Here is a 24298-nt window from a genome sequence, read left to right as displayed (position 1 = left end):
CCCCGTCCTGCGCATGTCGCGCAGGCGCGTGGTCAGTCGACCGAAATCCCCGCCAGCTTCTGCAGGGCGTCCGCATACCGCGCACGCGTGCGCTCGATGACCTCGGGCGGCAGCGCCGGGCCCGGCGCGGTCTTGTTCCAATCCAGCGTTTCCAGGTAATCGCGGACGATCTGCTTGTCGTAGCTCGGCGGGCTGGTGCCGACCTCGTACTCGTCGGCGGGCCAGTAGCGCGAGGAATCCGGCGTCAGCATCTCGTCCATGACGTAGAGCCGGCCGTCGGCGTCGGTGCCGAATTCGAACTTCGTGTCGGCGAGAATGATGCCGCGCTCGGCCGCATGCGCCGCGGCGAACGCGTACAGGCGCAACGTGGCGTCGCGGACCTGCTCGGCGAGATCGGCGCCGATGCTGTGCACCATCGTGTCGAAGTCGATGTTCTCGTCGTGGTCGCCGACGGCGGCCTTGGTCGACGGGGTGAAGATCGGCTGCGGCAGCTGCTCGGCCTGGCGCAGGCCGCCGGGCAGCGCGATGCCGCTGACGCGGCCGGTGCGCTGGTAATCCTTCCAGCCGCTGCCGATCAGGTAGCCGCGGGCGATCGCCTCGACCGGCACCGGCTTGAGCTTCTTCGTCACCACCGCGCGCTGCGCGTACAGCGCCGGATCGACGCCCGTCGGCAGCACGTCGGCGACCGCGATGCCGGTCAGGTGGTTGGGCATCAGCGAGGCGGTGCGGTCGAACCAGAAATTGCTGATCTGGCACAGCATCTCGCCCTTGCCCGGAATCGGGTCGGGCAGCACCACGTCGAACGCGCTGAGGCGGTCGGTGGCCACGATCAGCAGGCGCTCGTCACCGAGGTCGAACACGTCGCGGACCTTGCCGCGGTGACGCAGGTGGAGGCCGGGCAGGTTCGCTTCGAGCAGGGTCGTCGACACGGTTGACATCCGGGTGGATCGCATGCGGCCGGCAAGTGTAGTGCGAACGCCCGTGGGGTGCAGGCATGCGGGCGCACCCCATCCACCGCGCGGCGGCTACACTGCCGGCCATGGGACGCTGGTACGGAAAATTGCTGGGCTTCATCGCCGGATGGCTGCTGTTGCGCCACCCGGCCGGTGGCGTCATCGGGCTTGTGATCGGGCATGCCTTCGACGCTGGATGGCTGGCGCCGCGTCGGCTCAAGGCCTACGACGTGCTCGGCGTCACGCCCGACGCCAGCGAGGCCGAGATCGATCAGGCCTACCGCCGGCTGATCTCGCAGTACCACCCGGACCGGGTGGCCGGCGCCGCGCCTGAATTGCGCGCCCAGGCCGAATCGCGCGCGGCGGAGATCAACGCCGCCTACGACCGTATCCGCAAGGCCCGCAGTGGCGGGGCGCGTCCGCGCCGCTGACCGCGCGGCCCTGGACGACGCGGCCGCCACGCAGCGCGCGGCGGCCGGAACGGGTGACATCAGCGCTGCATCCGGCGTGTCGGAGTGACACGCCGGATGCAGGCCATGGATCAGAAGCGCCAGTTGGCGGTCAGACGCACGCTGTCGAAGTCGAAGTCCGTATCGCTGCGGCGCATGTCGGTGCCCTCCGGGTTGACGATCAGGAAGGGGTTGGTGGCCGGCGCGGTGCCCGGGCCGGTGCGCACGCGGTAATCCGAGTCGTCGAGGCTGGTGAACAGGTATTCGAGGCCCAGCGAGAAATTCTGGGTGAGCTTGCGCTCGTAGCCCAGGCCGAGCTGGTAGCCATCGGCGCTGCTGCTGCCGTTGCCGGTGAAGGCATTGGCGCCGTTGCTGGTGGTGAAGTCGTTGTCGATCCGCGCGTAGGCCCAGCCGCCGGTCAGGTACAGCAGGTTCTCCGACTGCGGGCCGAAGGCCATGCCGACGCGGCCGCGGATCGCCGCCAGGCTGTCGACCTTGCGGAACATCGTGTAGTACGCCGGCGTGGTGCTGTAGGCCGAGACGGCGTCGCGCACGTCGACCGTGCCGTACTCGCCGAGCACACCGAACACCCAGTTGCCCGACTGCCAGTCGTAGCCGCCGCGCAGGCCGAAATCGGCGCCGCCCTCGTTGGAGCTGCAGCCGCCGTCCGGGGTGGCGGTACGGGCCGCGCCGTTGCAGAAGCCGGGCGAGAACGCATCGGCGCCGGCCGCGGTGCGCACGGTGTCGCCGTAGCGGCCGTCGAGATCGGTATCGAACAGGAAGCTGTCACTGCCGCTGTCGTCAGGACTCTGGGCGGCGCCGAGGTAGACGCCGTAGTAGCCGCCGACCCATTCCTCGCCCGACTGGGCGAAGGCGGGGGTGATGGCGGTGGCGAGCAGGGCGAGTCCTGCGGATGCGGCGTGGATCGTCTTCATGATCGGTCTTTCTCCTGAGGCATGGCCGGCGTCGTGCCGACCGGAACGGATCGGGTGCACGGGGGTGCACCGCGTCGACCGAGTTACGGGACCATTCGTGCGCCGGATGCAGCCATGCGGCGAGAGACTGAATGAATGGGCGGTTTGCATTCATGCAGGCGGCCGGCCCGACGACCGGCGGCGACCTGCCCGCAGGCGATCGCCGCCTTAGAATGCGGGGGCGGCGCTCGCCGCGACATCCGTCCCGTCCTGGAGTGCCCATGCAGCCTGCCGTCATCGCGCCGTCGATCCTGTCCGCCAACTTCGCCCGGCTCGGCGAGGAGGTCGACGCCGTGCTCGCCGCCGGCGCCGACTGGGTCCACTTCGACGTCATGGACAACCACTACGTGCCCAACCTGACCATCGGGCCCCTGGTCTGCGAGGCGCTGCGGTCGCACGGTGTCACCGCGCCGATCGATGTGCATCTGATGGTCGAGCCGGTCGACCGCATCGTGCCCGACTTCGCCAGGGCCGGCGCGTCGCTGATCAGCTTCCATCCCGAGGCCAGCCGCCACGTGCACCGCACGATCCAGCTGATCAAGGCCGAGGGCTGTCAGGCCGGGCTGGTGCTCAATCCGGCGACGCCGCTCGACGTGCTCGACTACGTACTCGAGGAACTCGACATGGTCCTGCTGATGTCGGTCAATCCCGGCTTCGGCGGCCAGGCGTTCATTCCCTCGACGCTCGACAAGCTGCGCCAGGTGCGCGCGCGCATCGACGCCAGCGGCAAGCCGATCCGGCTCGAGATCGACGGCGGGGTGAAGCCGGACAACATCGGCGCGATCGCGGCCGCGGGCGCCGACACCTTCGTCGCCGGCTCGGCGATCTTCGGCAAGCCCGACTACCGCGCGGTGGTCGACGCGATGCGCGCCGAGATCGCGGCGGCCACCGGCGCGCGCTGACGGCCATGGGCGTCGTCACCTGCGACCTCTGCGATGCCCATCCCGATGCGGTGCGCGTGCTCGATCTGGCGCTGCACGACTACGGCGGGCGCCGTGCCTTCGCGGGTACCGTCAGCACCGTGCTCGCGCTGGAGGACAACTCGCGCGTGCGCGAGGCCGTCGCCGAGCCCGGTGCGGGCCGTGTGCTGGTCGTCGATGGTGGCGGCTCGACGCGCCGCGCGATGCTCGGTGACCAGCTGGCCGCGCAGGCGACGGCCAACGGCTGGGTCGGCGTGATCGTGCATGGCGTGATCCGCGACAGCGAGGCGATCGGCCGGATGGATCTCGGCGTCAAGGCCCTCGGCACCGTGCCGCTGAAGACCGAGAAGCGCGGGCAGGGCGTCCGCGATGTGCCCGTGAGCTTCGGCGGCCTGACCCTGCGGCCGGGCGATTGGCTGGCCGCCGACGCCGACGGTGTCATCGTCGCCGACCACGCGCTGGTCTGAGCGCGTCCGCGCACGGCGGAGCCGGTGGCGCGCATGCCGGCGTTCGAGCCGGTGCAGACGGAAAGAAAGGCCGCGTCCTGCGACGCGACCTTCCGGAAAATTGGAGGCTGATCCCGCCTCCGCCCGTCGTCCCTGATATGGCCTTCGATGCTCCGCCTCGCCGGTGACAGGGCCATGACAGCGCGCCGGCAGGGACGTGACGAACGGTTAACGGCGCCGGCCCCGGCGTCGGCTACGCTGCGCGCCGTCCCCGCACGCGACCACCCCATGTCACTGCCCCACTGGCGCCTGATCCTCAACGGAAAATCCGCCGGCGACGACGCCGTGCGCGAGGCGGTGCACGCGCTGCGCGCGCGTGGCCTGACGGTCGACGTCCGGGTGACCTGGGAGGCCGGTGATGCCGCCCGGCATGTCGGTGTCGCGGTCGCCGACGGGGTCGACACGGTGATCGCCGGGGGCGGCGACGGCACCCTCAAGGAAGTGGCCGCCGCCCTCGCCGCGCACGACGGCGACGCGCAGGCGCTGCCGTCGCTCGGCCTGCTGCCGCTGGGCACCGCCAACGATTTCGCGACCGCCGCCGGCCTGCCCGACGAACCGCTGCCCGCGTTGGAGCTGATCGCCGCACAGACGCCGCGGCCGGTGGACCTGATCCACGTCACCGCCGACGACAGCGTGCACTGGTGCGCCAACCTCGGCTCCGGCGGCTTCGGCACCCAGGTTACCGTGGACACCCACGAAGGCCTGAAGAAGGTGCTGGGCGGGCTGGCGTACTTCATCACCGGCCTGTCGCGGATCGGGCGGATCGAGCCCATCCAGGCCCGCATCCACGGCGCCGATTTCGAGTGGGACGGCGGGTTCATCGCGCTGGGTGTCGGCAACGGCCGTCAGGCCGGCGGCGGACAGGCCCTGTGCCCGGATGCGCTGATCGACGACGGCCTGCTCGACGTCACCGTGGTGCGTGAGCTGGAAGGCGAGCTCGTCTCGACGCTGCGCACGGCGCTGACCGAGGGCAAGGTCGCGGCGCTCGACCAGGTCGCCGTGCGCACCCGCCTGCCGGCGGTGACGATCGACGCCGCGGCGCCGATGACGCTCAACCTCGACGGCGAGCCGGTCGCGTCGCGTCGCTTCGAGATCCGCTGCGTGCCGGGACGGCTGCGCATGCATCTGCCTGCGGACTGCGTGCTGCTGGGCGCCACGCGCGCGGCCGTCGTGCCGTGAGCCCCTGTCGCGCACGACCGGTCGAGCCGTTACAGTAGCCGCCATGCACGCGTCCGCACTCCCGCATTTCCGTTTGCCCGACGCCGGCTGGCGATGGTGGCGTACCGCCTCCGTTGCTCCCGTTCGTCCGACTGACCAGGAAATGCCGCGTGATCACGCACACCGAGTTCCAGCACCACGCCGCTGACGGCCACACCCACGTTCCCGTGGTCCGCGAGGTCCTGAGCGATCTCGATACGCCGCTCTCGGTCTATCTCAAGCTCGCCGACGGCCCGCATACCTATCTATTCGAATCGGTCGAAGGCGGCGAACGCTTCGGCCGCTACTCGATCATCGGTCTGCCGGCCGAGCGCGTGTACGCGTTCCACGGCCATACGCTGACCGTACGCGCGCATGGCGAAGTCATCGAAACGCGCGAGGTCGAGGATCCCTTCGCTGAAGTCGAGCGTCTGCGCACCGCGCATTCGGTGCCGCAGATCGACGGCCTGCCGGACTTTACCGGCGGCCTCGTCGGCTGGTTCGGCTTCGAATGCATCGAGTACATCGAACCGCGCCTGCGCGACGGCCGGCGCGCCGACGTGCGTGACGAACTCGGGACGCCCGACATCCTGCTGATGCTGAGCACCGAGGTCGCGGTGTTCGACAACCTCAAGGGCCGGCTCTACCTCGTAGTCCACGCCGACACCCGCGAATCGCAGGCCTGGCTGCGCGCGAACCGCCGGCTCGATGCGCTGACCCATCGCCTGCGCCAGGGCGGCGCCGGCTATCCGGAAACGCTGCAGCCGGCCGCGCTCGACGAATCGGATTTCGTGTCCGGCTTCACCCGCGAGGGCTTCCTCGACGCGGTCGCAAAGACGAAGGAGTTCATCGCCGCCGGCGACGCCTTCCAGGTCGTGCTGTCGCAGCGCATGTCGGTGCCGTTCAATGCGCGGCCGGTCGACGTCTACCGCGCACTGCGCGCGTTGAATCCGTCGCCCTACATGTATTTCCTCGATGTTGGCGGCACCCAGGTTGTCGGTTCCTCGCCGGAAATCCTGGTGCGCCTCAAGGACGGTGAAGTCACCGTACGCCCGATCGCCGGCACCCGCCCGCGCGGCGCGACGCCGGCGCAGGACCAGGCGCTGGAAGCCGAGCTGCTCGCCGATCCCAAGGAGCGCGCCGAGCACCTGATGCTGATCGATCTCGGCCGCAACGACGTCGGCCACGTGTCGGCGCCGGGCACGGTTGAACTGGGCGAGCGCTTCGTCATCGAGCGTTACAGCCACGTCATGCACATCGTCAGCGAAGTGACCGGCCGCCTGAAGGACGGCCTGAGCTATGCCGACGTCCTGCGCGCGACGTTCCCGGCCGGCACCGTCAGCGGCGCGCCGAAGGTGCGCGCGCTGGAGATCATCCGCAGCCTCGAACCGGTCAAGCGCAACGTCTATTCGGGCGCGGTCGGCTACATCGGCTGGCACGGCGACGCCGATACCGCGATCGCGATCCGCACTGCAGTGATCCAGGACGGCCGCCTCTACGTGCAGGCCGGCGCCGGCATCGTCTACGACTCGGATCCGGAAATGGAATGGGCCGAGACCATGAACAAGGGCCGCGCGCTGTTCCGCGCGGTGGCGCAGGCAGCAAAGGGGCTATAGGGATCATGAAGCTGAACGTGACGCATCCTACCGTTGAAGAAGTATTCAATGATTTCTACGCCATTCCCGCGTTTCAGCGTGAATACGTTTGGCAGGATGAGCAGGTGCGTACGCTTCTGGAGGACGCTTTCGACGCTTTGTTCGACGAAAACGGATCGCCAGTCGACACTGAATACTTCATCGGCAGCATCGTTGCCTACAAAGAGAATGACGTCCTCCAGCTGATTGACGGTCAGCAGCGGATCACGACGCTCTACATCGCACTCTGTGGCATCCGCGATGTCCTGGGAACGCTGGCGGGAGATGACGACCTGTCCCATCTGAACAAGCTTATCCGCGCTACATACCAGGACGACGATGGCAAGACGCAGGAACGCCTGCGCCTGATGCCCCTTTACCAGGATGCGGGTGAAGCCTTGCAATTCATTGCAGCACGTCAGGTTGGGCAGTTGGAGCGGCGGAAACTGCCGGTTTCGGCTCGAAATATGCTTGAGGCCTATGACGTCGTCGTCGAATTTCTCGAGCGCTTTTCCGGAAAGGCGGAGCGGATCCGTCAGTTCCAGGCTCGCCTGACAAAGCGAGTGCGGCTGGTCAAGATCGAAACCGCGAACGTTTCCGAAGCGCTGCGAATTTTTGAAACGATCAACGATCGGGGCATTGGCCTCAACGCGATGGACTTGCTCAAGAACCTGTTGTTCATGCGGGCAAGTAAGGATAAATATGACGCCCTGAACAAGGACTGGCAGGAAATGGTCCGTACTGTGCAAGAGCGCAAGGGCGGAGCCGGCGAGAAGCCGTTGAGATTCTTGCGCTACTTCGTGCTTTCTCAATGGCCGCACGCCCGCAAGTCGAGCAAGCCGTTGACAGAAGACGACTTATACGAATGGATCGACGTCAATCAGCGACAGATCGGCATTCTAGATAATCCCACTGGGTTCGCACGAAAGCTGCTTGAAGCAGCGCGTGACTATCGGGACTTCGTGCTGCAACCGAATCCAAGTCTGGAGAACATCGTTCGACTCTCCGGTCGAGCGCGCCAGCACTTGATCATTATGCTTGCATCCAAGCGACTAGGCGTCGTCCAAGTGGCGATGCTTTCGCATCGGCTGGAAGCGCTTTTCGTCGCCTTCGTGCTCGCGAAGGAGCCGACCAAGGCGCTCGATGCGATTTTCTCCAATGCTGCTCCGAAGCTGAGGGAAGTGAATCCTGACGATCAGGTGGCATTCGAGGCTTTCATGGAGACTTCTCTAGAGCCGGAGATAAGGAAGCGCTCTGCGGCGGCTATGACCGCGCTCGCCGGCCTCGGGTTAGAAAGGAAGACCGCTGTTCGGTTCGTCCTGGCACGACTCTCCCAATTCGTAGAGCACATGGCCACCGGTATCCCGCGTGGCATCCAGCAGTACTGGGATCACCAGATCGAGCATATCCTGCCAAATACGCCCACGCAGGCAATCATGGAGGCCTTTGATCAGCCAGAGCGTTACCACGAGTTCAAGCAAAAACTAGGGAACCTCGTGTTGCTGGAGAAGCCAGTGAACATCAAGGTGGGGCAAGATTTTCTGTCGGACAAGAAAGTCGAATACGTCAAGTCAAGTCTTTTTATGACGCGTTCCGTCGTGGCGCCGCAGGCAGTGGGGAATACGTCTTTCACCCGCGCGGCGGCGAAGCTGCGCTCGTATCCCAATGATGATTACCCTTGCTGGAGTGCAGGGGCCATTACAGCGCGTCAGTTGGAACTGACTGCGCTTGCGGGCACGGTGTTCGGCTATTTGGAGAGTTGAATGCTGTTGATGCTCGACAACTACGACAGCTTCACCTGGAATCTCGTGCAGTACCTGCAGGCGCTGGGCGCCGATGTGCGGGTGGAGCGCAACGATGCGCTGACGGTCGACGAGATCCAGAAGCTCGCACCCGAGCGCATCGTGATCTCGCCGGGGCCGTGCACGCCGAACGAGGCGGGCGTGTCGCTGGAACTGATCGAACGCCTCGGCGCGACGACGCCGATCCTCGGTGTGTGCCTCGGTCATCAGGGCATCGGCCAGGCCTACGGCGGCAAGGTCATCCGCGCGCAGCGGATCATGCACGGCAAGACCTCGGCCATTCGCCACGAAGGCCGCGGCGTGTTCGCCGGCCTGCCGGATGGCTACGAGGCCACGCGTTACCACTCGCTGGTGGTCGAGCAGTCATCGCTGCCGGCGTGTCTCGAAGTCACCGCGTGGACCGAGAACGACGACGGCAGCCGCGAGGAGATCATGGGCCTGCGTCACCGCACGCATCCGGTCGAAGGCGTGCAGTTCCATCCCGAGTCGATCCTGACCGAGCACGGGCATGCGCTGTTGAGGAATTTTCTGGAGAGGTGAGGCGTCCCGCGTACGAATCCCCGCCTTCGCTGGAATGACAGGAAGAAGCGACGCGTTTCACTAATCACGAAGCACAGCTCACAGCTCACAGCTCACACATCACGGCTTTCAACGGACGAACGTCCGTTCATCACGAATCACGAGTCCCCCCCATGCCCATCACCCCCCACGAAGCCCTGCAACGCACTATCGAGCACCGCGAGATCTTCCGCGACGAGATGGTCGAGCTGATGCGCCAGATCATGCGCGGCGAGGTGTCGCCGCTGATGACCGCGGCGATCCTCTCCGGCTTGCGGGTCAAGAAGGAAACCGTGGACGAGATCGCCGGCGCCGCGCAGGTGATGCGCGAGTTCGCGCTGCCGGTGCCAGTCGCCGACGCAGACCGGGCGCATCTCGTCGACATCGTCGGCACCGGCGGCGACGGCGCGCACACCTTCAACATCTCCACGGCCAGCATGTTCGTCGTCGCCGCGGCCGGTGCGAAGGTGGCCAAGCACGGCAACCGCAGCGTGTCGTCCAAGTCAGGCAGCGCCGACGTGCTCGAAGCGCTCGGCGCGCGCATCGACCTGCAGCCGGATGCGGTCGCGCGCTGCATCGCCGACACTGGCATCGGCTTCATGTTCGCGCCCGTGCACCATCCGGCGATGAAGGCGGTCGCGCCGGTGCGCCGGGAGATGGGCGTGCGCACGATCTTCAACATCCTCGGGCCGCTGACCAACCCGGCCGGGGCACCGAACATCCTCATGGGCGTGTTCCATCCCGACCTCGTCGGCATCCAGGTGCGTGTACTGCGCGAGCTCGGCGCCGAGCGCGCGCTGGTGGTCTGGGGCCGCGACGGCATGGATGAGATCTCGCTCGGCGCCGGCACCCTGGTCGGCGAGCTGCGCGACGGCGAGGTGCGCGAGTACGAGATCCACCCCGAGGATTACGGCATCGCGATGGCCGCCAGTCGTAACCTGCGGGTCGACGATGCCGCGCAGTCGCGCACGCTGCTGCTCGAGGCGCTCGACGGACAACCCGGCCTGGCCCAGGACATCGTCTGCCTCAACGCCGGCGCGGCGCTGTATGTCGCCGGTGTCGCCACGACGATCGCCGAGGGCGTCGTGCAGGCTCGCGAGACGATCCGCAGCGGCGCCGCGCGCGCCCGGCTCGACGCCTTCGTGGCCGCGACCCACGCGCTGCCGGACTAGTCACGGAGCGCGAACCCCGTCGCAGTTTGGTAGATGAACGGTGGCGTCACATCGATGCGGCGTGCATCGTGACGCGTCGTCGCTGCCATGCTGTCGCGCTGTATGCCGTCTCCGGTTCTGCCCCGTCCGCCGTATTACGTGGCCATCTTCCGTTCGACCCGGAACACGCATGACGATCCCGGCTACCAGCGCACCAGCGAGCGCATGTTCGAGCTGGCACGACTCCAGCCGGGCTTTCTGGGCGTGCATTCGGTACGCGACGAGGACGGCAACGGCATCACCCTCAGCTACTGGACCGACGAGGCGTCGATCCGCGCCTGGCGGGCCCACGACGAACACGGCGTGGTCCGCGAGAGCGGGCGCCGCTCCTGGTACGAACGCTACATGGTGCAGATCGCCCGGGTGGAGCGGGGCTACGGCTGGGACGCCGCCAGCGAACACGCGGCCGCGGTACCGATGACGGCGTGATCCGGACCGGCGGCGGTCGGCCGCCTGCGGTATCGTGATCGGCCTTTTTCGACCGGCACCGGATGCCGGCTCCTGGTGCCGACCTTGAACGACGTCCTGCAGCGCATCCTGGCGCGCAAACACGAAGAAATCGCGGCGCGCCGCGCTGCGCATTCTTTCAATGAACTCGTCGCACGCGCGGCGGACGCACCTCCGGTGCGCGGCTTCGCGCGCGCGATCGAAGCCAGGATCGCCGCCGGCGAAGCCGCGGTGATCGCCGAGGTCAAGAAGGCCAGTCCGTCCAAGGGCGTGATCCGCGCCGACTTCCGGCCTGCCGACATCGCGCGCAGCTACGAGGCGGGCGGCGCGGCATGCCTGTCGGTGCTGACCGACGTCGATTTTTTCCAGGGCGCCGACGTGTACCTGCAGCAGGCGCGCGCCGCCTGTGCGCTGCCGGTGCTGCGCAAGGACTTCACCATCGATCCCTGGCAGGTGGTCGAGGCACGTGCGCTGGGAGCGGACTGCATCCTGCTGATCGTGGCCGCACTCGACGACCGGCAACTGGTCGAGCTGGCGGAGCAGGCCATGTCGCTGGACATGGACGTGCTGGTGGAAGTGCACGACATCGACGAGCTCGAGCGCGCGCTGCAGGTGCCGGCGCCGCTGCTGGGCATCAACAATCGCAGTCTGCGCTCGTTCGAGGTCTCGCTCGACACCACGCTGGCCCTGCAGTCCGCGGTGCCGCGCGACCGGCGTCTGGTGACCGAGAGCGGCATCCACACCGCCGACGACGTCGCGCGCATGCGCGGCGCCGGGGTGGAGGCGTTCCTGGTCGGTGAGACCTTCATGCGCGAACCCGACCCTGGTGCAGCGTTGCGCCGCTTGTTCGCGGTGTCGCGTGCACCGGATACCGCGCCCGGGCTGCCCGATGGCGTTGCATCCGCGCCGGAAGTCGCGGTCTCGACCACGGGCGACCTGTCCTCGATCGCGATCGCCAACGCCACCGCCACCGCGCCCGTGCCGGATGCGCCGGCGAACGCGCCGCTGGAGGATGGTTCGCCCGTGGTCGCGACCCTGCTTCGAAGCGCGTCGGACACCGAAACGAAGACGGTCGTGTTCGATTTCGACCACACCCTCTACGACGGCGACTCGGGCACCCATCTGTTCGCCTGGTTGATCAAGCGCAACTGGTGGCGCCAGGCGCTGGCGCTGCTGGTCGCGCCGGTCTGCGGGCCGATGATCGCGTTCCTGCCCACGCGCCGCTACGGAATTTCCGCGTATGTCTGGATCGGCACGATCGGGCTGCACAGCCGCGGTTCGCTCGACGCCCTGGTCGACCGGTACGTCGCCACCCATGCCGAGGCGATCCGGCCGCGCCTGTTGCCGGTGGCGCTCGACGTGCTGCATGGGCATCGCGAGGCCGGTGATCGTGTCGTCATCGCGACCGGCGCACCGCCGGAGCTCGCGCGCGCGATCCTCGCCTTCGTCGCGCACGAAGCGGTGCCGGTCATCGGAACGGTGGTCGGCCCGAAGTTCGGCGGCGTGGGGGCCAAGCGCCACTGCCATGCCGAAGAGAAGATGCGCATGCTGCGCGAACACGGCTACGGCGACATCGACATCGCCTACTCGGATTCCTCCGCCGATCTCCCGCTGCTCAAGGCGGCGAAGGCGCCGGTGGTGGTGAATCCGAAACACGGCGCCGTCGGGATGTTCCGCCGGGCGCTGTCGCCCGGCACGCCGATTCTCAACTGGGGATGTGCGGGTCGCGGCGGCACGCCGGCCGAGGCGTCACCCGGCCAGCAGTGACCGGCCGATCTGGTAGAGGCTGATCGCCATCACCAGCAGTCCGACCGCCAGCAGCACCCAGCGTTCGCGCACATGGCGCACGAACAGTGCGGCGAGCGGCGCGGCGATCATGCCGCCGACCAGCAGGCCCAGGATCACATCCAGGTGCTGCAGGCCGATGGTCAGGAAGAAGGTGATCGAGATCGCCAGCGTGACCAGGAACTCGGCCGCGTTGACGGTGCCGATCGTGGTGCGCGCGGTGCCGCCGCGGGCCAGCAGCGTCGAGGTCGCCACGGGCCCCCAGCCGCCGCCACCGGTCGCATCGAGCAGGCCGGCGACGAAGCCGAGCACCGGCACACGCTGGACTTCGCGCTTGGGCACCAGGCGGCCGGCCGCACGCAGCAGGATCAGCGCCGACAGCACCAGCAGATAGGCGTAGATGAAAGGGCGCACGACATCGCCGGGCAAGCGGGTCAGCACATAGGCGCCGATGACACCGCCGACGACGCCAGGAATCGCCAGCCGCAGGAACAGCCGCCGGTCCACGTTGCGCATTGCCAGATGCGAGACGCCCGACGCGCCGGTGGTGAACACCTCGGCGGTGTGCACGCTGGCGCTGACCGCAGCCGGCGGCACGCCCATGCTCAGCAGCACCGATGACGAGACGAGCCCGAAGGCCATGCCGAGCGCGCCGTCGATCAGCTGCGCGGCGAGGCCCACCATGACGAAGAACAGGAATTGGTCGCCGAGTTCCATGCCACGCTCCGCCGGATGCCGCGAGTCTGGCGTGCCGCCGTGAGGGCGGCGTTGCGGCGCGCGTCAGGCGTCGCCGAGGCGTTTGATGAAGCGCAGCGTGCCGTCGGAGAACCCGCAGGCCTGGTAGAACGCGTGGGCGTCGGCGCGCTGCGAGCCGCTGGACAGCTCCAGGCGCGCGGCGCCACCGAAGCGCGCGCGGCGCTCGGCTTCCTTCAGCAGTTGCCGGCCCAGGCCATGGCCCTGGGCGGTGCTCGTCACCACCAGCGCGGTGATGCGGCAGGTGGTCGTGCCGAGCGGCAGGTAATACATGAAATCCAGCGCGATCAGGCCGCAGACGCGGCCTCCGCTGCGTGCGAGCACCAGCGCCTGACGGTCATTCGCGGTGACGGCGCGGATGCGCTCGCGCGCCTCGGCCTCGCTGCAGGGATAGCCCAGCTCCGACAGCAGCGCGGCGACGTCGTCGGCATCGATGACCGATGCGCTGCGCAGGTCCGCATCCGGCAGATCACCACGCGGTGCGAAGTGGCCGGGCTTCATCGCGCTTATCGGGTCCCGAACAGCACGACGGTCTTGCCGCGCGCGGTCAGCTTGTTGTCGGCCTGGAGCTTCTTGAGGACGCGACCGGCCATCTCGCGCGAGCAACCGACGAGGCGGGCGAGTTCCTGCCGCGAGATCCGCAGCTGGGTGCCCTGCGGATGGCTCATCGCCTCGGGTTCGCGCGTCAGGTCGTGCAGCGTGCGGATGATGCGGTCGGTCACGTCGAGGAACGCCAGGCGCCCGGCCTTGCGGCTGGTGTCGAGCAGGCGCCGAGAGAGCTGCGCACCGATCGCGTACATGATCGAGGTGGCGTCGTTGGCCAGCGTGCCTTCGAACAGCTGGTACAGCCGTTCGTAGCTGATCTCGGCCAGTTCGCACTGGGTGCGCGTGCGCAGGATCACCTCGCGCACGTCGGATTCGATGAACAGCCCCATCTCGCCGACCATCTCGCCCGGCCCGAAATAGCCGAGGATCAGCTCGCGGCCGTCGTCCTCTTCGGTGATGATGCTGACCGAGCCGCTGACCACGAAATACAGCGTGCCGGCCGGATCTCCGGGGCGGAACACTTCGCTGCGCGGCGGATAGCGGCGGCGATGACAGTGTGCAAGGAAGCGTTCGATGGCGGCAGCCGACGGAGCCATCGGGTGCGGCGATCGTGCAGGAGAGCTGATCAGGGCCACGGGCGTCTGGATCATGGGGCCATCGGGACGGGGAATGCCGAAGAGTAGGCGGTCCGCGCCCCGGGGGCAAACCGTCACGCGGCAAGGTCGCGGGCGATGGCCGCTTTGCCGCATAATCCCGGTTTGCCCAACCCCCGAGGGTCGACCGCTGTGGTCAAACCGCTCCCGCGCCTGAAGCTCCAGGGTTTCAACAACCTGACCAAGGCTCTGTCGTTCAACATCTACGATGTCTGCTACGCCTCGTCCGAGGACGAACGGCAGCGCTACATCGCGTACATCGACGAGGTGTACAACGCCGACCGGTTGACGCAGATCCTCACGGACGTGGCCGAGATCATCGGCGCCAACATCCTCAACGTCGCCCGCCAGGACTACGAGCCGCAGGGCGCGTCGGTCACGATCCTCATTTCCGAGGAGCCGGTGATCGACAAGTCGCAGGCGAAGGGCGTGATCTCCGACGCCGTCGTCGCGCACCTCGACAAGTCGCACATCACGGTGCACACGTATCCGGAAACCCATCCGGACAACGGCATCGCGACGTTCCGCGCCGACATCGACGTGGCGACCTGCGGCGTGATCTCGCCGCTGAAGGCGCTGAACTACCTGATCGAGAGCCTCGAGTCCGACATCGTGACGATGGATTACCGCGTGCGCGGTTTTACCCGTGACGTGAAGGGCAGGAAGCACTACATCGACCACAAGATCAATTCGATCCAGGACTACCTGGCCAAGAACATCAAGTCGCGCTACGACGCGCTGGATGTGAATGTCTATCAGGAGAACATCTTCCACACGAAGATGCATCTGAAGGACTTCGATCTCGACCAGTACCTGTTCGAAGAGAAGGCCCGAAACCTGTCGTTCAAGGACCGGATGAAGATCGAAGCGCGGCTCAAACGCGAGATCGAAGAGCTGTATCACGGGCGCAATCTGGTCGATTGATCGAAGAGCCGTGATTCGTGATTCGTGATTGGTGATTGGTGATTCGCAACGGCGGGTCACACATCGAAAACGGCCCCGCGCGATGCGGGGCCGTTTCGTTTGGGATAGCGGCGTTCTGCCTTGGATGGCAGGGCGCCGCGCCGTCGAATCACCAATCACCAATCACGGCTCTCAACGGACGAACGTCCGGTCATCACCCATCACCGCCTTCCACCTACAGCCGGTAGGCCACTGCCTTCATTACGTTCGACGCGGCTGCCATCAGCGACGGCACCGGCCAGGGCAGCACGCGCGCGCCGGCCTGTTCGGCGTGTTCGGCGTGGCGGGCCTCGTCTTCCTTCATCTGCCGCAGGATGTGGCGGCTGCGCTGGTCGGCGGGCGGCAGCGTGTCCAGGTGTTCGTCGAGGTGGGCCTCGACCTGGCGTTCGGTCTCGACCACGAAGCCGAGGTTCCAGCCGTCTCCGCGCAGGCCCGCCAGCACGCCGAGCGCGTAGCTGCCGCCGTACCACAGCGGATTGAACACGCTGGGTCGGCTGTCGAGCTCGTGCAGGCGCTCGGCGCACCAAGCCAGGTGATCGGTTTCCTCCTGCGCGGCCTCGAGCAGATGGGCGCGGGTGGCGTCTTCGCGCGCGACGGCGGCCTGGCCGAAGTACAGGCCCTGGGCGCAGACCTCGCCGACATGGTTGATGCGCATCAGGCCGGCTGCATGGCGGCGCTCTGTGTCGTCGAGGACCACGTCCGGCGTGTCGGCAGCGGGATTGGGGCGCGCCGCGGGCGGATTGCCGAAGACGGTGTCGAGCGCGCGCTGGGTCTCGATCAGCATCTGGTCGAGCGGGCTGTTGCGGGAGCGGGAAAGGGCCATCGGCTCGGGTCCTGCGGGGTCGGGGCGGGTGCCGCGTGGCGTATCATTCTCGGCGCTGGCCTGTGCACGCGCCAGCATTGCCGGCGGAACCACGGCTCGGCTTGCGCGGAATCGGCCGGCCGGCTATCATTCCGCTTCTGTGTTGCACGCTTTACAACGCGAGGCGAAATTCCGCCGTCCACGGCGCAATCAGCCCGACCAGTCACCCACCGAGTATTCCCATGAAGACCTTTGTTGCCAAGAACGAGACCGTCCAGCGTGACTGGTACCTCGTCGATGCTACCGGCAAGACCCTGGGCCGCCTGAGCGCGGAAATCGCCCACCGTCTGCGCGGCAAGCACAAGCCCGTCTACACCCCGCACGTCGACACCGGCGACTACATCATCGTGGTCAATGCCGAGAAGATCGCCGTGACCGGCAAGAAGCTGACCGACAAGCTCTATCACCGTTTCACGGGCTACATCGGCAACCTCAAGACCGAGAGCCTGGGCCAGGCGCTGGAGCGCCACCCGGAGCGCGTGATCGAGATCGCCGTCAAGGGCATGCTGCCGAAGAACACCCTCGGCCGCGCCATGTACCGCAAGCTCAAGGTCTACAAGGGTGCCGAGCACCCGCACGCCGCCCAGCAGCCGCAGCCCCTGGAACTCTAAGTCATGGCAATCACCCAGAATTACGGCACCGGCCGTCGCAAGTCCTCCGTCGCCCGCGTGTTCCTGCGCAAGGGCAGCGGCAAGATCACCGTCAACGACCGTCCGCTCGACGAGTTCTTCGGCCGCGAGACCGCGCGCATGATCGTGCGCCAGCCGCTTGAGCTGACCCAGAACACCGAGACGTTCGACGTCGTCGTCACCGCCGCCGGCGGCGGCACCACCGGCCAGGCCGGTGCGATCCGCCTGGGCATCGCCCGCGCGCTGGTCGAGTACGACGAAACCCTGAAGATCGAGCTGCGCAAGGCGGGCTTCATGACCCGTGACGCCCGCGAAGTCGAGCGCAAGAAGGTCGGCCTGCACAAGGCACGTCGCGCCACGCAGTTCTCGAAGCGCTAATCGCGCTTCCCGATGCCATGCATTCTGCATGGCATCACTGGCGCCGAGGCTTGCGGAAATTCGCGGTTTCGGCGTTAGAATACGCACCATAGCCCCGTCGCCAAGCGGTAAGGCACCTGACTCTGACTCAGGCATTCGGAGGTTCGAATCCTTCCGGGGCTGCCATCTACAACGAGAAACCCGCCGCCAGGCGGGTTTTTTCGTTTCCGGCGTCGCACGGCTGCACGCACTGGCCACATCCACCGGTGTGCGCCCGGATCTAGAATGTGCGGATGAACCCCTACTCTCCGCCGTACTCGTCCGCGGCCACCCTCGTGTCCGACCTGCGCACGAACGGCTACGCCGTGCTCACCGCGCGTGATGTCGCCGCCGTGTGCGGCGTGTCGACCGATGCACTCGATGCGCTGCGTCCCAGCTGGGACGACCTGCCCGAGGACGGGTATCTGAAGGATGGCGGCCGTTACCGGCGGCGTCGGCACGCGTGTTTCGTGCAGGAGGGCGATGCGCTGCGCGCCGCGCCGCGCCGCGCGCACTGGCAGTCCGAGGATTACAACGCGCTGCACGGCGGCATGCATCGCTGGTTCGAGCCGATCGACCCCACGGTGGTCGACAGCGCGGTGTGGCCACGCATGCTGACCGGGCTCGGCGCGCAGTTCGCGCAGGTGCATGCGCGCATGCCCTGGCACATCGAGGCGCACCAGTTCCGTATCGACACCACCGACGGCATCGGGCGTCCGACACCCGAGGGCGCGCATCGCGACGGGGTGGACTTCGTCGCCGTGCTGCTGGTCGGACGGTACGGCATCAAGGGCGGCGAGACCCGGGTGTTCGAGGCCGACGGGCCACGCGGCCAGCGGTTCACGCTCACCGAGCCGTGGTCGGCGTTGCTGCTCGACGATGCCCGGGTGATCCACGAATCGACCCCGATCCAGCCGCTGGACGCCAGCGGCCACCGCGACACGCTGGTGCTCACCTATCGCAGCGGCGCGTTCCAGGGCGATGACTGAGCGCTGCAGCGCCGGGTGCGGCGTGGATGCCCGGCATGCAGGCGGTTGGTTACAATCGCAACGAAATAGCAGACGCCAACGGAGTTGCCGATGAAGCTGGGTTCCCTCAAAGAAGGCGGTCGTGACGGCAGCCTGATCGTCGTGTCGCGTGACCTGACGCGCGCGGTGCGCGCCACCGGCATCGCGGCGACGTTGCAGCAGGCGCTCGACGACTGGTCGAATGCCGCGCCGCGCCTCAACGCCTTGTCCGAATCGCTCGATGCCGGCGATGCCGACGGCGTGTTCGAACTGGATGTCGCCAAACTCGCGGCGCCGTTGCCGCGCGCCTACGAGTTCGTCGACGGCAGCGCCTACCTTCCGCACGTCGCCCGCGTGCGCCGCGCGCGGGGCGCCGAGGTGCCCGAGAGCTTCTACACCGACCCGCTGATGTACCAGGCCACGAGCGCCGGGTTCCTCGGGCCGCGCGACACGGTCAAGGTGGTCAGCGAGGACTACGGCATCGACCTCGAGGCCGAGATCGTCGTGATCACCGACGACGTGCCGATGGCGGTGACGCCCGAACAGGCGGCCGGGCACATCCAGCTCGTGGGCCTGATCAACGACGTGTCCCTGCGCAACCTGATTCCCGGCGAGCTCGCCAAGGGCTTCGGCTTCCTGCAGTCCAAGCCACGCTCCGCGCTGAGCCCGGTGTTCGTGACCCCGGACGAACTCGGCGACGCATGGCAGGACAACAAGCTGCACCGGCCGCTGCTGACCCACGTCAACGGCGAATGGTTCGGCGCGCCCGAGGCCGGCGTCGACATGCAGTTTGACTTCGCCCAGCTCGTCGCGCACGCGGCGAAGACGCGTCCGCTGAGCGCGGGCACCATCGTCGGCTCCGGCACGATCGCCAACGAGGACACGAGCAAGGGCGCCTCGTGCTTCGCCGAGCGCCGCACCGTCGAGGCGCTGGAGCACGGCGCGGCGAAGACGCCGTTCATGGCCTTCGGCGACACCGTCCGCATCGAGATGCTCGATGCCGAAGGCCGCAGCATCTTCGGCGCGATCGAGCAGGTGATCGAGCGCCAGGCGCGGCCGGAGTAAGGCCGATGTCCGACGCGCTGGTGCTGCACACCTACTGGCGGTCCAGCGCGGCCTACCGGGTCCGCATCGCGCTGCATCTCAAGGGCCTGGCGTTCGAGAGCGTGCCGGTGCACCTGGTGCATGACGGCGGACAGCAGCGCACGCCTGCGTTCGCCGCGCGCAATCCGCAGCGCCTGGTGCCCACGCTGCAGCACGGCGACGCCGTGCTGACCCAGTCGCTGGCGATCATCGAATACCTCGACGAGGTGTGGCCGCAGACGCCGCTGCTGCCGTCCGGTGCGCTGGCCCGGCAGCGGGCGCGGGCACTGGCGCAACTGGTCGCCTGCGACATCCATCCGCTCGGCAATCTGCGCGTGCTGCAGTTCCTGGAGCACACCTGGTCGCTGGACCAGGCGCAGCGCGGCCACTGGATCGAGCGCTGGGTCGGCGATGGCCTGGCCGCGTTCGAGGCGCTGCTGACGCGTGAGCCGCAAACGGGCGATTTCTGCGTAGGGGCCACGCCGACGATCGCCGACTGCGCGCTGGTGCCGCAGCTCTACAACGCGCGGCGGTTCGGGATCGGGCTCGATCCCTATCCGCGGATCCGGGCGATCGAAGCGGCATGCCTCGCGCTGCCCGCGTTCGATGCGGCGCGGCCCGAGTCGCAGCCCGACGCCGCCTGAGCGTGTCGCCGGGCGCGCGCGGCGGTCAGTGACCGCCCGCGGCGAACACGTCCGCGTACGGATCGTGCGCGCCCATGCCGCCTTCCGACAGCCGGAACTTGAGGTCCAGCCCGTCGCGCGAATCGGCCGCGCGCAGCGCGGTGTCGCGTTCGATACGGCCTTCCTTGTAGAGGCGGAACAGGCACTGGTCGAAGGTCTCCATGCCGTCTTCCAGCGATTCTTCCATCGCCTGCTTGATCTCGTGCACCTGGCCGCGGCGCAGCAGGTCGCGGATCATCGGCGTGTTGAGCAGCACCTCGGTCGCCGGCATGCGGCGGCCGTCCATGCCCTGGACCAGACGCTGCGACACCACTGCGCGCAGATTCAGCGCCAGGTTCATCAGCACGTTCTTGTGCGCGGCCTCGGGGAAGAAGTTGAGGATGCGCTCGATGGTCTGGTCGGCATTGTTCGAGTGCAGCGTCGCCAGGCAGATGTGACCGGTTTCGGCGAACGCGATCGCCGCTTCCATCGTGGTCGCGTCGAGGATTTCACCGATCAGGATGACGTCCGGCGCCTCGCGCATGGCGTTCTTGAGCGCGTTGTGGAAGGTCTGCGTGTCCAGGCCGACCTCGCGCTGGTTGACCAGCGACTTCTTGTGCCGGTGCAGGTACTCGATCGGATCCTCGATGGTGAGGATGTGGCCCGAGGTGCTGGCATTGCGGTGGTCGATCATCGAAGCCAGCGTGGTCGACTTGCCCGAGCCAGTGGAGCCCACGATCAGCACCAGGCCGCGCGGCGCCATGATGATGTCCTTGAGCACCTGCGGCAGCTGCAGCTCCTCGATGCTGGGAATGGTGCTGCGGATCGCACGCACCACCATGCCGGCTTCGCCGCGCTGGCGGAACACGTTGATACGGAAGCGGCCGGCGTCCTGCAGCGAGTACGCCATGTTCATTTCCATGTCGCGCTCGAACTGCTGGATCTGGTTCTCGTCCATCAGCGAGTACGCGATCTTCTTGACCATGCCCGGCGGCAGGCCGGTGCTGCCCAGCGGATACAGCCGTCCCTCGACTTTGATGTACACCGGCGCGCCGGTGCTGAGGAACATGTCCGAAGCGTTCTTTTCCGTCATCAGCTTCAGGAAGTAGCCGATATCCATGTACGAATCCCCAAGATCGCCCGGGTCACGTTGCGCGGCCCGGTGTGGCTGACGACAATGACCCGGAACCCTACCGGGACACGCCCCCTCGATGAACGCAAGCTTCGCACACATCCGACTGCTGCTGCAGGCCGCCTCGCTGGCACTCGTGATGGCCCTCACAGGCTGCGCGAGCACGCCGCCACCGACTGAAGAACTCGCGGCCGCGCGACTTTCCGTGGCACGCGCCGGCGATGCGGATGCGGACCAGTACGCACCCACCGACATCGTGCAGGCACGCCGCGCGCTCGAGCAGGCGCAGTCGGCGATGGGCAGCGGTCGCGAGAGCGAGGCACGCACCCTTGCCCTGTCGGCCAGTGCACTGGCCGATCTCGCCCACGCCCGCTCGCTGCAGGCCGCGACCGAGTCGGAACTCGCCGCGCGCCGCGCCGAGATCACCACCCTGCGGCAGCGCCTGCAGGCGGAGAACTGACCATGCGCCTGTCCCTGTTGCTCGCGTCGCTGCTGATCGTCCCGGCAGCCCATGCCCAGTCCGAACCGGTAGCCGATGCGGCCGGCCTGCAGCAGCGGCTGCAGGCGATCGACGCGGATCCGGCGACCGCCGGCACCGCGGCCTACGAGCGTCTGCAGGCGCGTCAGGCGCTGGCGTCGCTGGCCACGGTGCGCAGCAACCAGCGGGCCTCGGCCTTGCAGGTGGCGCAGTGGCGGGTGGAGACCGCGGAGATCGCGGCTAGCACCGAGCGCAGCCGGCGCGAGCTCGTCGAGCTCGAGCGCCAGCGCAGCCAGCTGCTGGTCGAGGCCAGCCGGCAGGACGCGGTGCGTGCACGCCAGGAGGCCGAACGCCTCAGGATCCAGGCCCAGATCCAGGCCGAGGAGGCCGCGCGGCTGCGTCTGGCCGCCGAGGAGGAGGGTGCGGCCCGTCAGCAGGCCGAAACCGTGCTGCAGGGTGTCGCCAGCGGCGAGGCGGCGAAGCTCCGCGCCGCGCGCCAGCGCGAGGCCGAGCTCAAGCGGCGCGAGGCCGAATTGCTGCGCAGTCTCGAACCCTGAACGGCGTAGCGCATTGGCGGCGCTCCGCTGAATCGAAGTGGAATCAATCGCTTGCGTTAAGGTGATCGATCCATCCGCGTGGTTGCGCGATTCCCGGACGACCGATATGGGGTCGATCAACCGCACGCGGAGGCGTTCGCCACGCGGGTGCGCTTCGGCCCTTGCCGGCTCGAAATCGGGGGAGTAGGGTCGATTCCCCGGGTGGCATCGTTTCCAGTCCGCCACCCGGTCAACGAGCCAGGCCGATGACCGAGACGATCCCCCACCAGGTGCCCAATGCCCGCGTCCCACGTGGCCGCGGCCGCCTGATCGGATCCTCCGCTGCCCGGTCCTGGCTGTCGTCCCCGCAACGCCCCTGCCTTCGCCGGCCGGGGCGTTTGCATGTCCGTCAGGAGGATTCCATGTTCGAAGCGCAATCGCAGACAGAACTCGAAGAGCTCATGAAGGAGAACGTCGAGTTCCGGCAGCTCTACTACCGGCACAAGGAACTGGACAAGAAGGTCCTCAACGCCGAGCTCGGCGTGCTGGCAGTCGACGAAACCACGCTGTCGCAGATGAAGCGCGAGAAGCTCCACGCGAAGGACCGCCTGACCTCGATGTACGACGCATTGCAGCACTAGTTCCCACAGTCGCGGGCGGTGGCGGTCATCCTCGTCGATCGCCATCGCCCGCGGGTGTCTTCGCCGGCCCCGGCTCTGCGCCCGGCCCTGCGTCGGTGCGATAATCCCGGTCTGTTTTCGCTGCAGGACCCGGATCCACCATGCCGATCGCCTCCTCCGTTCTCGACCTCATTGCCGATACGCCCATCGTCAAGGCCCGCGGCCTCGATGCCGGCGTCTGCGAGCTGTACTTCAAGCTCGAGAGCCAGAACCCCGGCGGCTCGATCAAGGACCGCATCGGCCTGAGCATGATCGAGGCCGCCGAGAAGCGCGGTGACATCGCGTCGGGTGCGACGCTGGTCGAAGGCACCGCCGGCAACACCGGCATCGGCCTGGCACTCGTGGCCCAGCAGAAGGGCTACAAGCTGATCCTCGTGGTGCCGGACAAGATGAGCCGGGAGAAGATCTTCAATCTCAAGGCGATGGGCGCCGAAGTGGTGCTGACGCGCTCCGACGTCGCCAAGGGCCATCCCGAGTATTACCAGGACCTCGCCGAGCGCATCGCCCGTGAAACCCCGGGTGCCTATTTCGTGAACCAGTTCGGCAATCCGGACAATCCGGCCGCGCACGAGCACGTTACGGGCCCCGAAATCCTGCGCCAGATGGCCGAGGTGGGCGGGCTGGACGCGATCGTGTTCGGCTGCGGCAGCTCCGGCACCATGACCGGCCTGTCGCGCTGCTTCGCGCAGCACGCGCCGGACGTCGAAATGGTGCTGGCCGACCCGGTGGGCTCGATCCTCGCCGAGTACATCAATGACGGCGTGCTCAACGACAAGTCGGGCAGCTGGATGGTCGAAGGCATCGGCGAGGATTTCCTGCCGGGCATCTCCGACTTCTCGCGGGTGAAAAAGGCGTACGCGATCAGCGACCAGGAAAGCTTCCTCGCCGCGCGCCAGCTGCTGCAGACCGAGGGCATCCTGGGCGGCTCGTCGAGCGGCACGCTGCTGGCCGCCGCGCTCAAGTACTGCCGCGAACAGACCACGCCGAAGAAGGTGCTGGTGTTCGTCTGCGATACCGGCAACAAGTACCTCAGCAAGCTCTACAACGACTACTGGATGCTCGACAACGGCTTCTTGGAGCGCGAACAGTACGGCGATCTGCGTGATCTGATTCTCCGTCCGTACTCGCGCCGCGACACGGTGGTGCTGCAGCCGACGGATCTGCTGGTGACGGCCTACCAGCGCATGAAGCTCTACGAGATCTCGCAGCTGCCGGTGATGGACGGCGATCGCATCGTCGGCATCCTCGACGAAAGCGACGTGCTGCTGCACGTCTACGGCGACGAGGCCCGGTTCCGCGAGCCGGTATCGTCGGCCATGGTCAGCAAGCTCGACTTCCTCGACGTCAAATCGCCGGTCGAGGCCCTGCTGCCGGTGTTCGACCGTGGCCAGGTCGCGATCGTCACCGAGGGCGAGACGTTCCTCGGCCTGATCACGCGGATCGATCTGCTGAACTATCTGCGCCGGCGCGTGCAGTGAGTCT

The 24298-nt window shown here is 67.5% G+C and carries 27 protein-coding genes, 1 tRNA gene and 1 pseudogene; 22 read left to right on the top strand and 7 right to left on the bottom strand.

Annotation, left to right across the window (positions count from 1 at the left end):
* Window positions 1-32: 32 nt before the first annotated feature.
* Window positions 33-929, bottom strand: a complete 897-nt coding sequence (locus tag ACF3M1_RS14165) for a phosphoribosylaminoimidazolesuccinocarboxamide synthase (protein WP_394001699.1) — start codon at window positions 927-929, stop codon at window positions 33-35.
* Between the two features lie 110 nt (window positions 930-1039).
* Between ACF3M1_RS14165 and ACF3M1_RS14160 the strand changes: the two genes are divergently transcribed.
* On the top strand, window positions 1040-1384 hold the full coding sequence (locus ACF3M1_RS14160) for a DnaJ family molecular chaperone (RefSeq protein WP_394001697.1): 345 nt from the start codon (window positions 1040-1042) through the stop codon (window positions 1382-1384).
* A 110-nt stretch (window positions 1385-1494) separates the two neighbouring features.
* Here the strand turns inward: ACF3M1_RS14160 and ACF3M1_RS14155 are convergent, their stop codons facing one another.
* Complete coding sequence (locus ACF3M1_RS14155; protein WP_394001695.1) at window positions 1495-2337, bottom strand: outer membrane protein; 843 nt, start codon at window positions 2335-2337, stop codon at window positions 1495-1497.
* 260 nt (window positions 2338-2597) lie between these two features.
* Here ACF3M1_RS14155 and rpe point away from each other — a divergent pair, with 260 nt between their 5' ends.
* The 10 genes and pseudogenes from rpe to ACF3M1_RS14105 all read left to right on the top strand — a co-directional run bounded on the left by rpe (window position 2598) and on the right by ACF3M1_RS14105 (window position 12418).
* Window positions 2598-3278, top strand: coding sequence for a ribulose-phosphate 3-epimerase (rpe, locus tag ACF3M1_RS14150; protein ID WP_394001694.1), 681 nt, complete (start codon window positions 2598-2600; stop codon window positions 3276-3278).
* 5 nt (window positions 3279-3283) lie between these two features.
* Window positions 3284-3763 carry a ribonuclease E activity regulator RraA gene (gene rraA / locus ACF3M1_RS14145; RefSeq protein ID WP_394001692.1) on the top strand — a complete coding sequence of 160 codons (480 nt, stop codon included), beginning with the start codon at window positions 3284-3286 and terminating at the stop codon, window positions 3761-3763.
* A 267-nt stretch (window positions 3764-4030) separates the two neighbouring features.
* Window positions 4031-4981, top strand: coding sequence for a lipid kinase YegS (gene yegS, locus ACF3M1_RS14140; RefSeq protein WP_394001691.1), 951 nt, complete (start codon window positions 4031-4033; stop codon window positions 4979-4981).
* Window positions 4982-5130: 149 nt separating this feature from the next.
* Window positions 5131-6615: an anthranilate synthase component I gene (gene trpE, locus ACF3M1_RS14135; RefSeq protein WP_394001689.1), complete on the top strand. Its 1485-nt coding sequence runs from the start codon at window positions 5131-5133 to the stop codon at window positions 6613-6615.
* A 5-nt stretch (window positions 6616-6620) separates the two neighbouring features.
* A complete protein-coding gene (locus tag ACF3M1_RS14130) occupies window positions 6621-8396 on the top strand; it encodes a DUF262 domain-containing protein (protein ID WP_394001687.1) in 1776 nt (591 codons plus the stop codon).
* Window positions 8397-8975 carry an anthranilate synthase component II gene (locus ACF3M1_RS14125; RefSeq protein ID WP_394001685.1) on the top strand — a complete coding sequence of 193 codons (579 nt, stop codon included), beginning with the start codon at window positions 8397-8399 and terminating at the stop codon, window positions 8973-8975.
* A gap of 152 nt (window positions 8976-9127) precedes the next feature.
* Complete coding sequence (gene trpD / locus ACF3M1_RS14120) at window positions 9128-10165, top strand: anthranilate phosphoribosyltransferase (RefSeq protein WP_394001683.1); 1038 nt, start codon at window positions 9128-9130, stop codon at window positions 10163-10165.
* A gap of 138 nt (window positions 10166-10303) precedes the next feature.
* Window positions 10304-10633, top strand: a complete 330-nt coding sequence (locus ACF3M1_RS14115; protein ID WP_394001681.1) for an antibiotic biosynthesis monooxygenase family protein — start codon at window positions 10304-10306, stop codon at window positions 10631-10633.
* Window positions 10634-10717: 84 nt separating this feature from the next.
* Window positions 10718-11500, top strand: a pseudogene (gene trpC, locus ACF3M1_RS14110) (indole-3-glycerol phosphate synthase TrpC); the annotation flags it as partial.
* A gap of 186 nt (window positions 11501-11686) precedes the next feature.
* Complete coding sequence (locus ACF3M1_RS14105) at window positions 11687-12418, top strand: HAD-IB family phosphatase (RefSeq protein ID WP_394005285.1); 732 nt, start codon at window positions 11687-11689, stop codon at window positions 12416-12418.
* On the opposite strand, the gene ACF3M1_RS14100 is transcribed toward ACF3M1_RS14105, so the two are convergent.
* From ACF3M1_RS14100 to crp, 3 genes are all read right to left on the bottom strand, one after another.
* Complete coding sequence (locus tag ACF3M1_RS14100; protein WP_394001680.1) at window positions 12401-13153, bottom strand: sulfite exporter TauE/SafE family protein; 753 nt, start codon at window positions 13151-13153, stop codon at window positions 12401-12403. The genes ACF3M1_RS14105 and ACF3M1_RS14100 overlap by 18 nt on opposite strands.
* 63 nt (window positions 13154-13216) lie before the next feature.
* Window positions 13217-13690, bottom strand: a complete 474-nt coding sequence (locus ACF3M1_RS14095; RefSeq protein ID WP_394001678.1) for a GNAT family N-acetyltransferase — start codon at window positions 13688-13690, stop codon at window positions 13217-13219.
* Window positions 13691-13695: 5 nt separating this feature from the next.
* The gene (gene crp / locus ACF3M1_RS14090) at window positions 13696-14331 is read right to left on the bottom strand and encodes a cAMP-activated global transcriptional regulator CRP (RefSeq protein ID WP_394001676.1); all 636 of its coding nucleotides are present in this window, start codon (window positions 14329-14331) and stop codon (window positions 13696-13698) included.
* A gap of 189 nt (window positions 14332-14520) precedes the next feature.
* On the opposite strand from crp, the gene speD reads away from it, so the two are divergent.
* Window positions 14521-15312 (top strand): adenosylmethionine decarboxylase, encoded by a 792-nt coding sequence (gene speD, locus ACF3M1_RS14085; protein WP_394001674.1) that lies wholly within the window; start codon window positions 14521-14523, stop codon window positions 15310-15312.
* A gap of 214 nt (window positions 15313-15526) precedes the next feature.
* On the opposite strand, the gene coq7 is transcribed toward speD, so the two are convergent.
* On the bottom strand, window positions 15527-16174 hold the full coding sequence (gene coq7, locus ACF3M1_RS14080) for a 2-polyprenyl-3-methyl-6-methoxy-1,4-benzoquinone monooxygenase (protein ID WP_394001672.1): 648 nt from the start codon (window positions 16172-16174) through the stop codon (window positions 15527-15529).
* A gap of 221 nt (window positions 16175-16395) precedes the next feature.
* Between coq7 and rplM the strand changes: the two genes are divergently transcribed.
* The 6 genes from rplM to maiA all read left to right on the top strand — a co-directional run bounded on the left by rplM (window position 16396) and on the right by maiA (window position 19972).
* Entirely contained in the window at window positions 16396-16824 is a 429-nt protein-coding gene (gene rplM / locus ACF3M1_RS14075) for a 50S ribosomal protein L13 (RefSeq protein WP_096209866.1), read from the top strand.
* Window positions 16825-16827: 3 nt separating this feature from the next.
* On the top strand, window positions 16828-17220 hold the full coding sequence (rpsI, locus tag ACF3M1_RS14070; protein WP_394001669.1) for a 30S ribosomal protein S9: 393 nt from the start codon (window positions 16828-16830) through the stop codon (window positions 17218-17220).
* Between the two features lie 90 nt (window positions 17221-17310).
* Window positions 17311-17385: transfer RNA gene (locus ACF3M1_RS14065), tRNA-Gln, on the top strand.
* A 107-nt stretch (window positions 17386-17492) separates the two neighbouring features.
* Entirely contained in the window at window positions 17493-18227 is a 735-nt protein-coding gene (locus tag ACF3M1_RS14060; protein ID WP_394001667.1) for a 2OG-Fe dioxygenase family protein, read from the top strand.
* 90 nt (window positions 18228-18317) lie between these two features.
* Window positions 18318-19310, top strand: a complete 993-nt coding sequence (locus tag ACF3M1_RS14055; RefSeq protein WP_394001665.1) for a fumarylacetoacetate hydrolase family protein — start codon at window positions 18318-18320, stop codon at window positions 19308-19310.
* 5 nt (window positions 19311-19315) lie between these two features.
* Complete coding sequence (gene maiA, locus ACF3M1_RS14050) at window positions 19316-19972, top strand: maleylacetoacetate isomerase (protein ID WP_394001662.1); 657 nt, start codon at window positions 19316-19318, stop codon at window positions 19970-19972.
* Window positions 19973-19997: 25 nt separating this feature from the next.
* Here the strand turns inward: maiA and ACF3M1_RS14045 are convergent, their stop codons facing one another.
* Window positions 19998-21110 carry a PilT/PilU family type 4a pilus ATPase gene (locus ACF3M1_RS14045; protein ID WP_394001661.1) on the bottom strand — a complete coding sequence of 371 codons (1113 nt, stop codon included), beginning with the start codon at window positions 21108-21110 and terminating at the stop codon, window positions 19998-20000.
* 91 nt (window positions 21111-21201) lie between these two features.
* On the opposite strand from ACF3M1_RS14045, the gene ACF3M1_RS14040 reads away from it, so the two are divergent.
* From ACF3M1_RS14040 to ACF3M1_RS14025, 4 genes are all read left to right on the top strand, one after another.
* Window positions 21202-21582: a DUF4398 domain-containing protein gene (locus ACF3M1_RS14040; RefSeq protein WP_394001659.1), complete on the top strand. Its 381-nt coding sequence runs from the start codon at window positions 21202-21204 to the stop codon at window positions 21580-21582.
* 2 nt (window positions 21583-21584) lie between these two features.
* Window positions 21585-22157 (top strand): hypothetical protein, encoded by a 573-nt coding sequence (locus ACF3M1_RS14035; RefSeq protein ID WP_394001657.1) that lies wholly within the window; start codon window positions 21585-21587, stop codon window positions 22155-22157.
* Between the two features lie 401 nt (window positions 22158-22558).
* Complete coding sequence (locus tag ACF3M1_RS14030; protein ID WP_096209859.1) at window positions 22559-22777, top strand: YdcH family protein; 219 nt, start codon at window positions 22559-22561, stop codon at window positions 22775-22777.
* A 140-nt stretch (window positions 22778-22917) separates the two neighbouring features.
* The gene (locus tag ACF3M1_RS14025) at window positions 22918-24294 is read left to right on the top strand and encodes a pyridoxal-phosphate dependent enzyme (protein ID WP_394001655.1); all 1377 of its coding nucleotides are present in this window, start codon (window positions 22918-22920) and stop codon (window positions 24292-24294) included.
* The last annotated feature ends 4 nt before the right edge of the window (window positions 24295-24298 follow it).

The sequence above is a fragment of the Luteimonas sp. WGS1318 genome (assembly GCF_043187535.1).
Taxonomy (GTDB): Bacteria; Pseudomonadota; Gammaproteobacteria; order Xanthomonadales; family Xanthomonadaceae; genus Luteimonas.
Note: the sequence above shows the minus strand (reverse complement) of the source record. Positions and strands in the feature narration are given on the sequence as shown.

What these genes read in the sequence shown, in the direction of transcription:
- ACF3M1_RS14160 (WP_394001697.1), top strand. Translation starts at nt 1,040, where the DNA reads ATGGGACGCTGGTACGGAAAATTGCTGGGCTTCATCGCCGGATGGCTG.
- ACF3M1_RS14095 (WP_394001678.1), bottom strand. Translation starts at nt 13,690, where the DNA reads ATGAAGCCCGGCCACTTCGCACCGCGTGGTGATCTGCCGGATGCGGAC.
- ACF3M1_RS14045 (WP_394001661.1), bottom strand. Translation starts at nt 21,110, where the DNA reads ATGGATATCGGCTACTTCCTGAAGCTGATGACGGAAAAGAACGCTTCG.
- yegS (WP_394001691.1), top strand. Translation starts at nt 4,031, where the DNA reads ATGTCACTGCCCCACTGGCGCCTGATCCTCAACGGAAAATCCGCCGGC.
- maiA (WP_394001662.1), top strand. Translation starts at nt 19,316, where the DNA reads ATGTCCGACGCGCTGGTGCTGCACACCTACTGGCGGTCCAGCGCGGCC.
- crp (WP_394001676.1), bottom strand. Translation starts at nt 14,331, where the DNA reads ATGGCTCCGTCGGCTGCCGCCATCGAACGCTTCCTTGCACACTGTCAT.
- ACF3M1_RS14060 (WP_394001667.1), top strand. Translation starts at nt 17,493, where the DNA reads ATGAACCCCTACTCTCCGCCGTACTCGTCCGCGGCCACCCTCGTGTCC.
- ACF3M1_RS14025 (WP_394001655.1), top strand. Translation starts at nt 22,918, where the DNA reads ATGCCGATCGCCTCCTCCGTTCTCGACCTCATTGCCGATACGCCCATC.
- trpD (WP_394001683.1), top strand. Translation starts at nt 9,128, where the DNA reads ATGCCCATCACCCCCCACGAAGCCCTGCAACGCACTATCGAGCACCGC.
- rpe (WP_394001694.1), top strand. Translation starts at nt 2,598, where the DNA reads ATGCAGCCTGCCGTCATCGCGCCGTCGATCCTGTCCGCCAACTTCGCC.
- rpsI (WP_394001669.1), top strand. Translation starts at nt 16,828, where the DNA reads ATGGCAATCACCCAGAATTACGGCACCGGCCGTCGCAAGTCCTCCGTC.
- ACF3M1_RS14130 (WP_394001687.1), top strand. Translation starts at nt 6,621, where the DNA reads ATGAAGCTGAACGTGACGCATCCTACCGTTGAAGAAGTATTCAATGAT.
- rraA (WP_394001692.1), top strand. Translation starts at nt 3,284, where the DNA reads ATGGGCGTCGTCACCTGCGACCTCTGCGATGCCCATCCCGATGCGGTG.
- coq7 (WP_394001672.1), bottom strand. Translation starts at nt 16,174, where the DNA reads ATGGCCCTTTCCCGCTCCCGCAACAGCCCGCTCGACCAGATGCTGATC.
- rplM (WP_096209866.1), top strand. Translation starts at nt 16,396, where the DNA reads ATGAAGACCTTTGTTGCCAAGAACGAGACCGTCCAGCGTGACTGGTAC.
- ACF3M1_RS14055 (WP_394001665.1), top strand. Translation starts at nt 18,318, where the DNA reads ATGAAGCTGGGTTCCCTCAAAGAAGGCGGTCGTGACGGCAGCCTGATC.
- ACF3M1_RS14100 (WP_394001680.1), bottom strand. Translation starts at nt 13,153, where the DNA reads ATGGAACTCGGCGACCAATTCCTGTTCTTCGTCATGGTGGGCCTCGCC.
- ACF3M1_RS14035 (WP_394001657.1), top strand. Translation starts at nt 21,585, where the DNA reads ATGCGCCTGTCCCTGTTGCTCGCGTCGCTGCTGATCGTCCCGGCAGCC.
- ACF3M1_RS14040 (WP_394001659.1), top strand. Translation starts at nt 21,202, where the DNA reads ATGAACGCAAGCTTCGCACACATCCGACTGCTGCTGCAGGCCGCCTCG.
- ACF3M1_RS14155 (WP_394001695.1), bottom strand. Translation starts at nt 2,337, where the DNA reads ATGAAGACGATCCACGCCGCATCCGCAGGACTCGCCCTGCTCGCCACC.
- ACF3M1_RS14030 (WP_096209859.1), top strand. Translation starts at nt 22,559, where the DNA reads ATGTTCGAAGCGCAATCGCAGACAGAACTCGAAGAGCTCATGAAGGAG.
- ACF3M1_RS14125 (WP_394001685.1), top strand. Translation starts at nt 8,397, where the DNA reads ATGCTGTTGATGCTCGACAACTACGACAGCTTCACCTGGAATCTCGTG.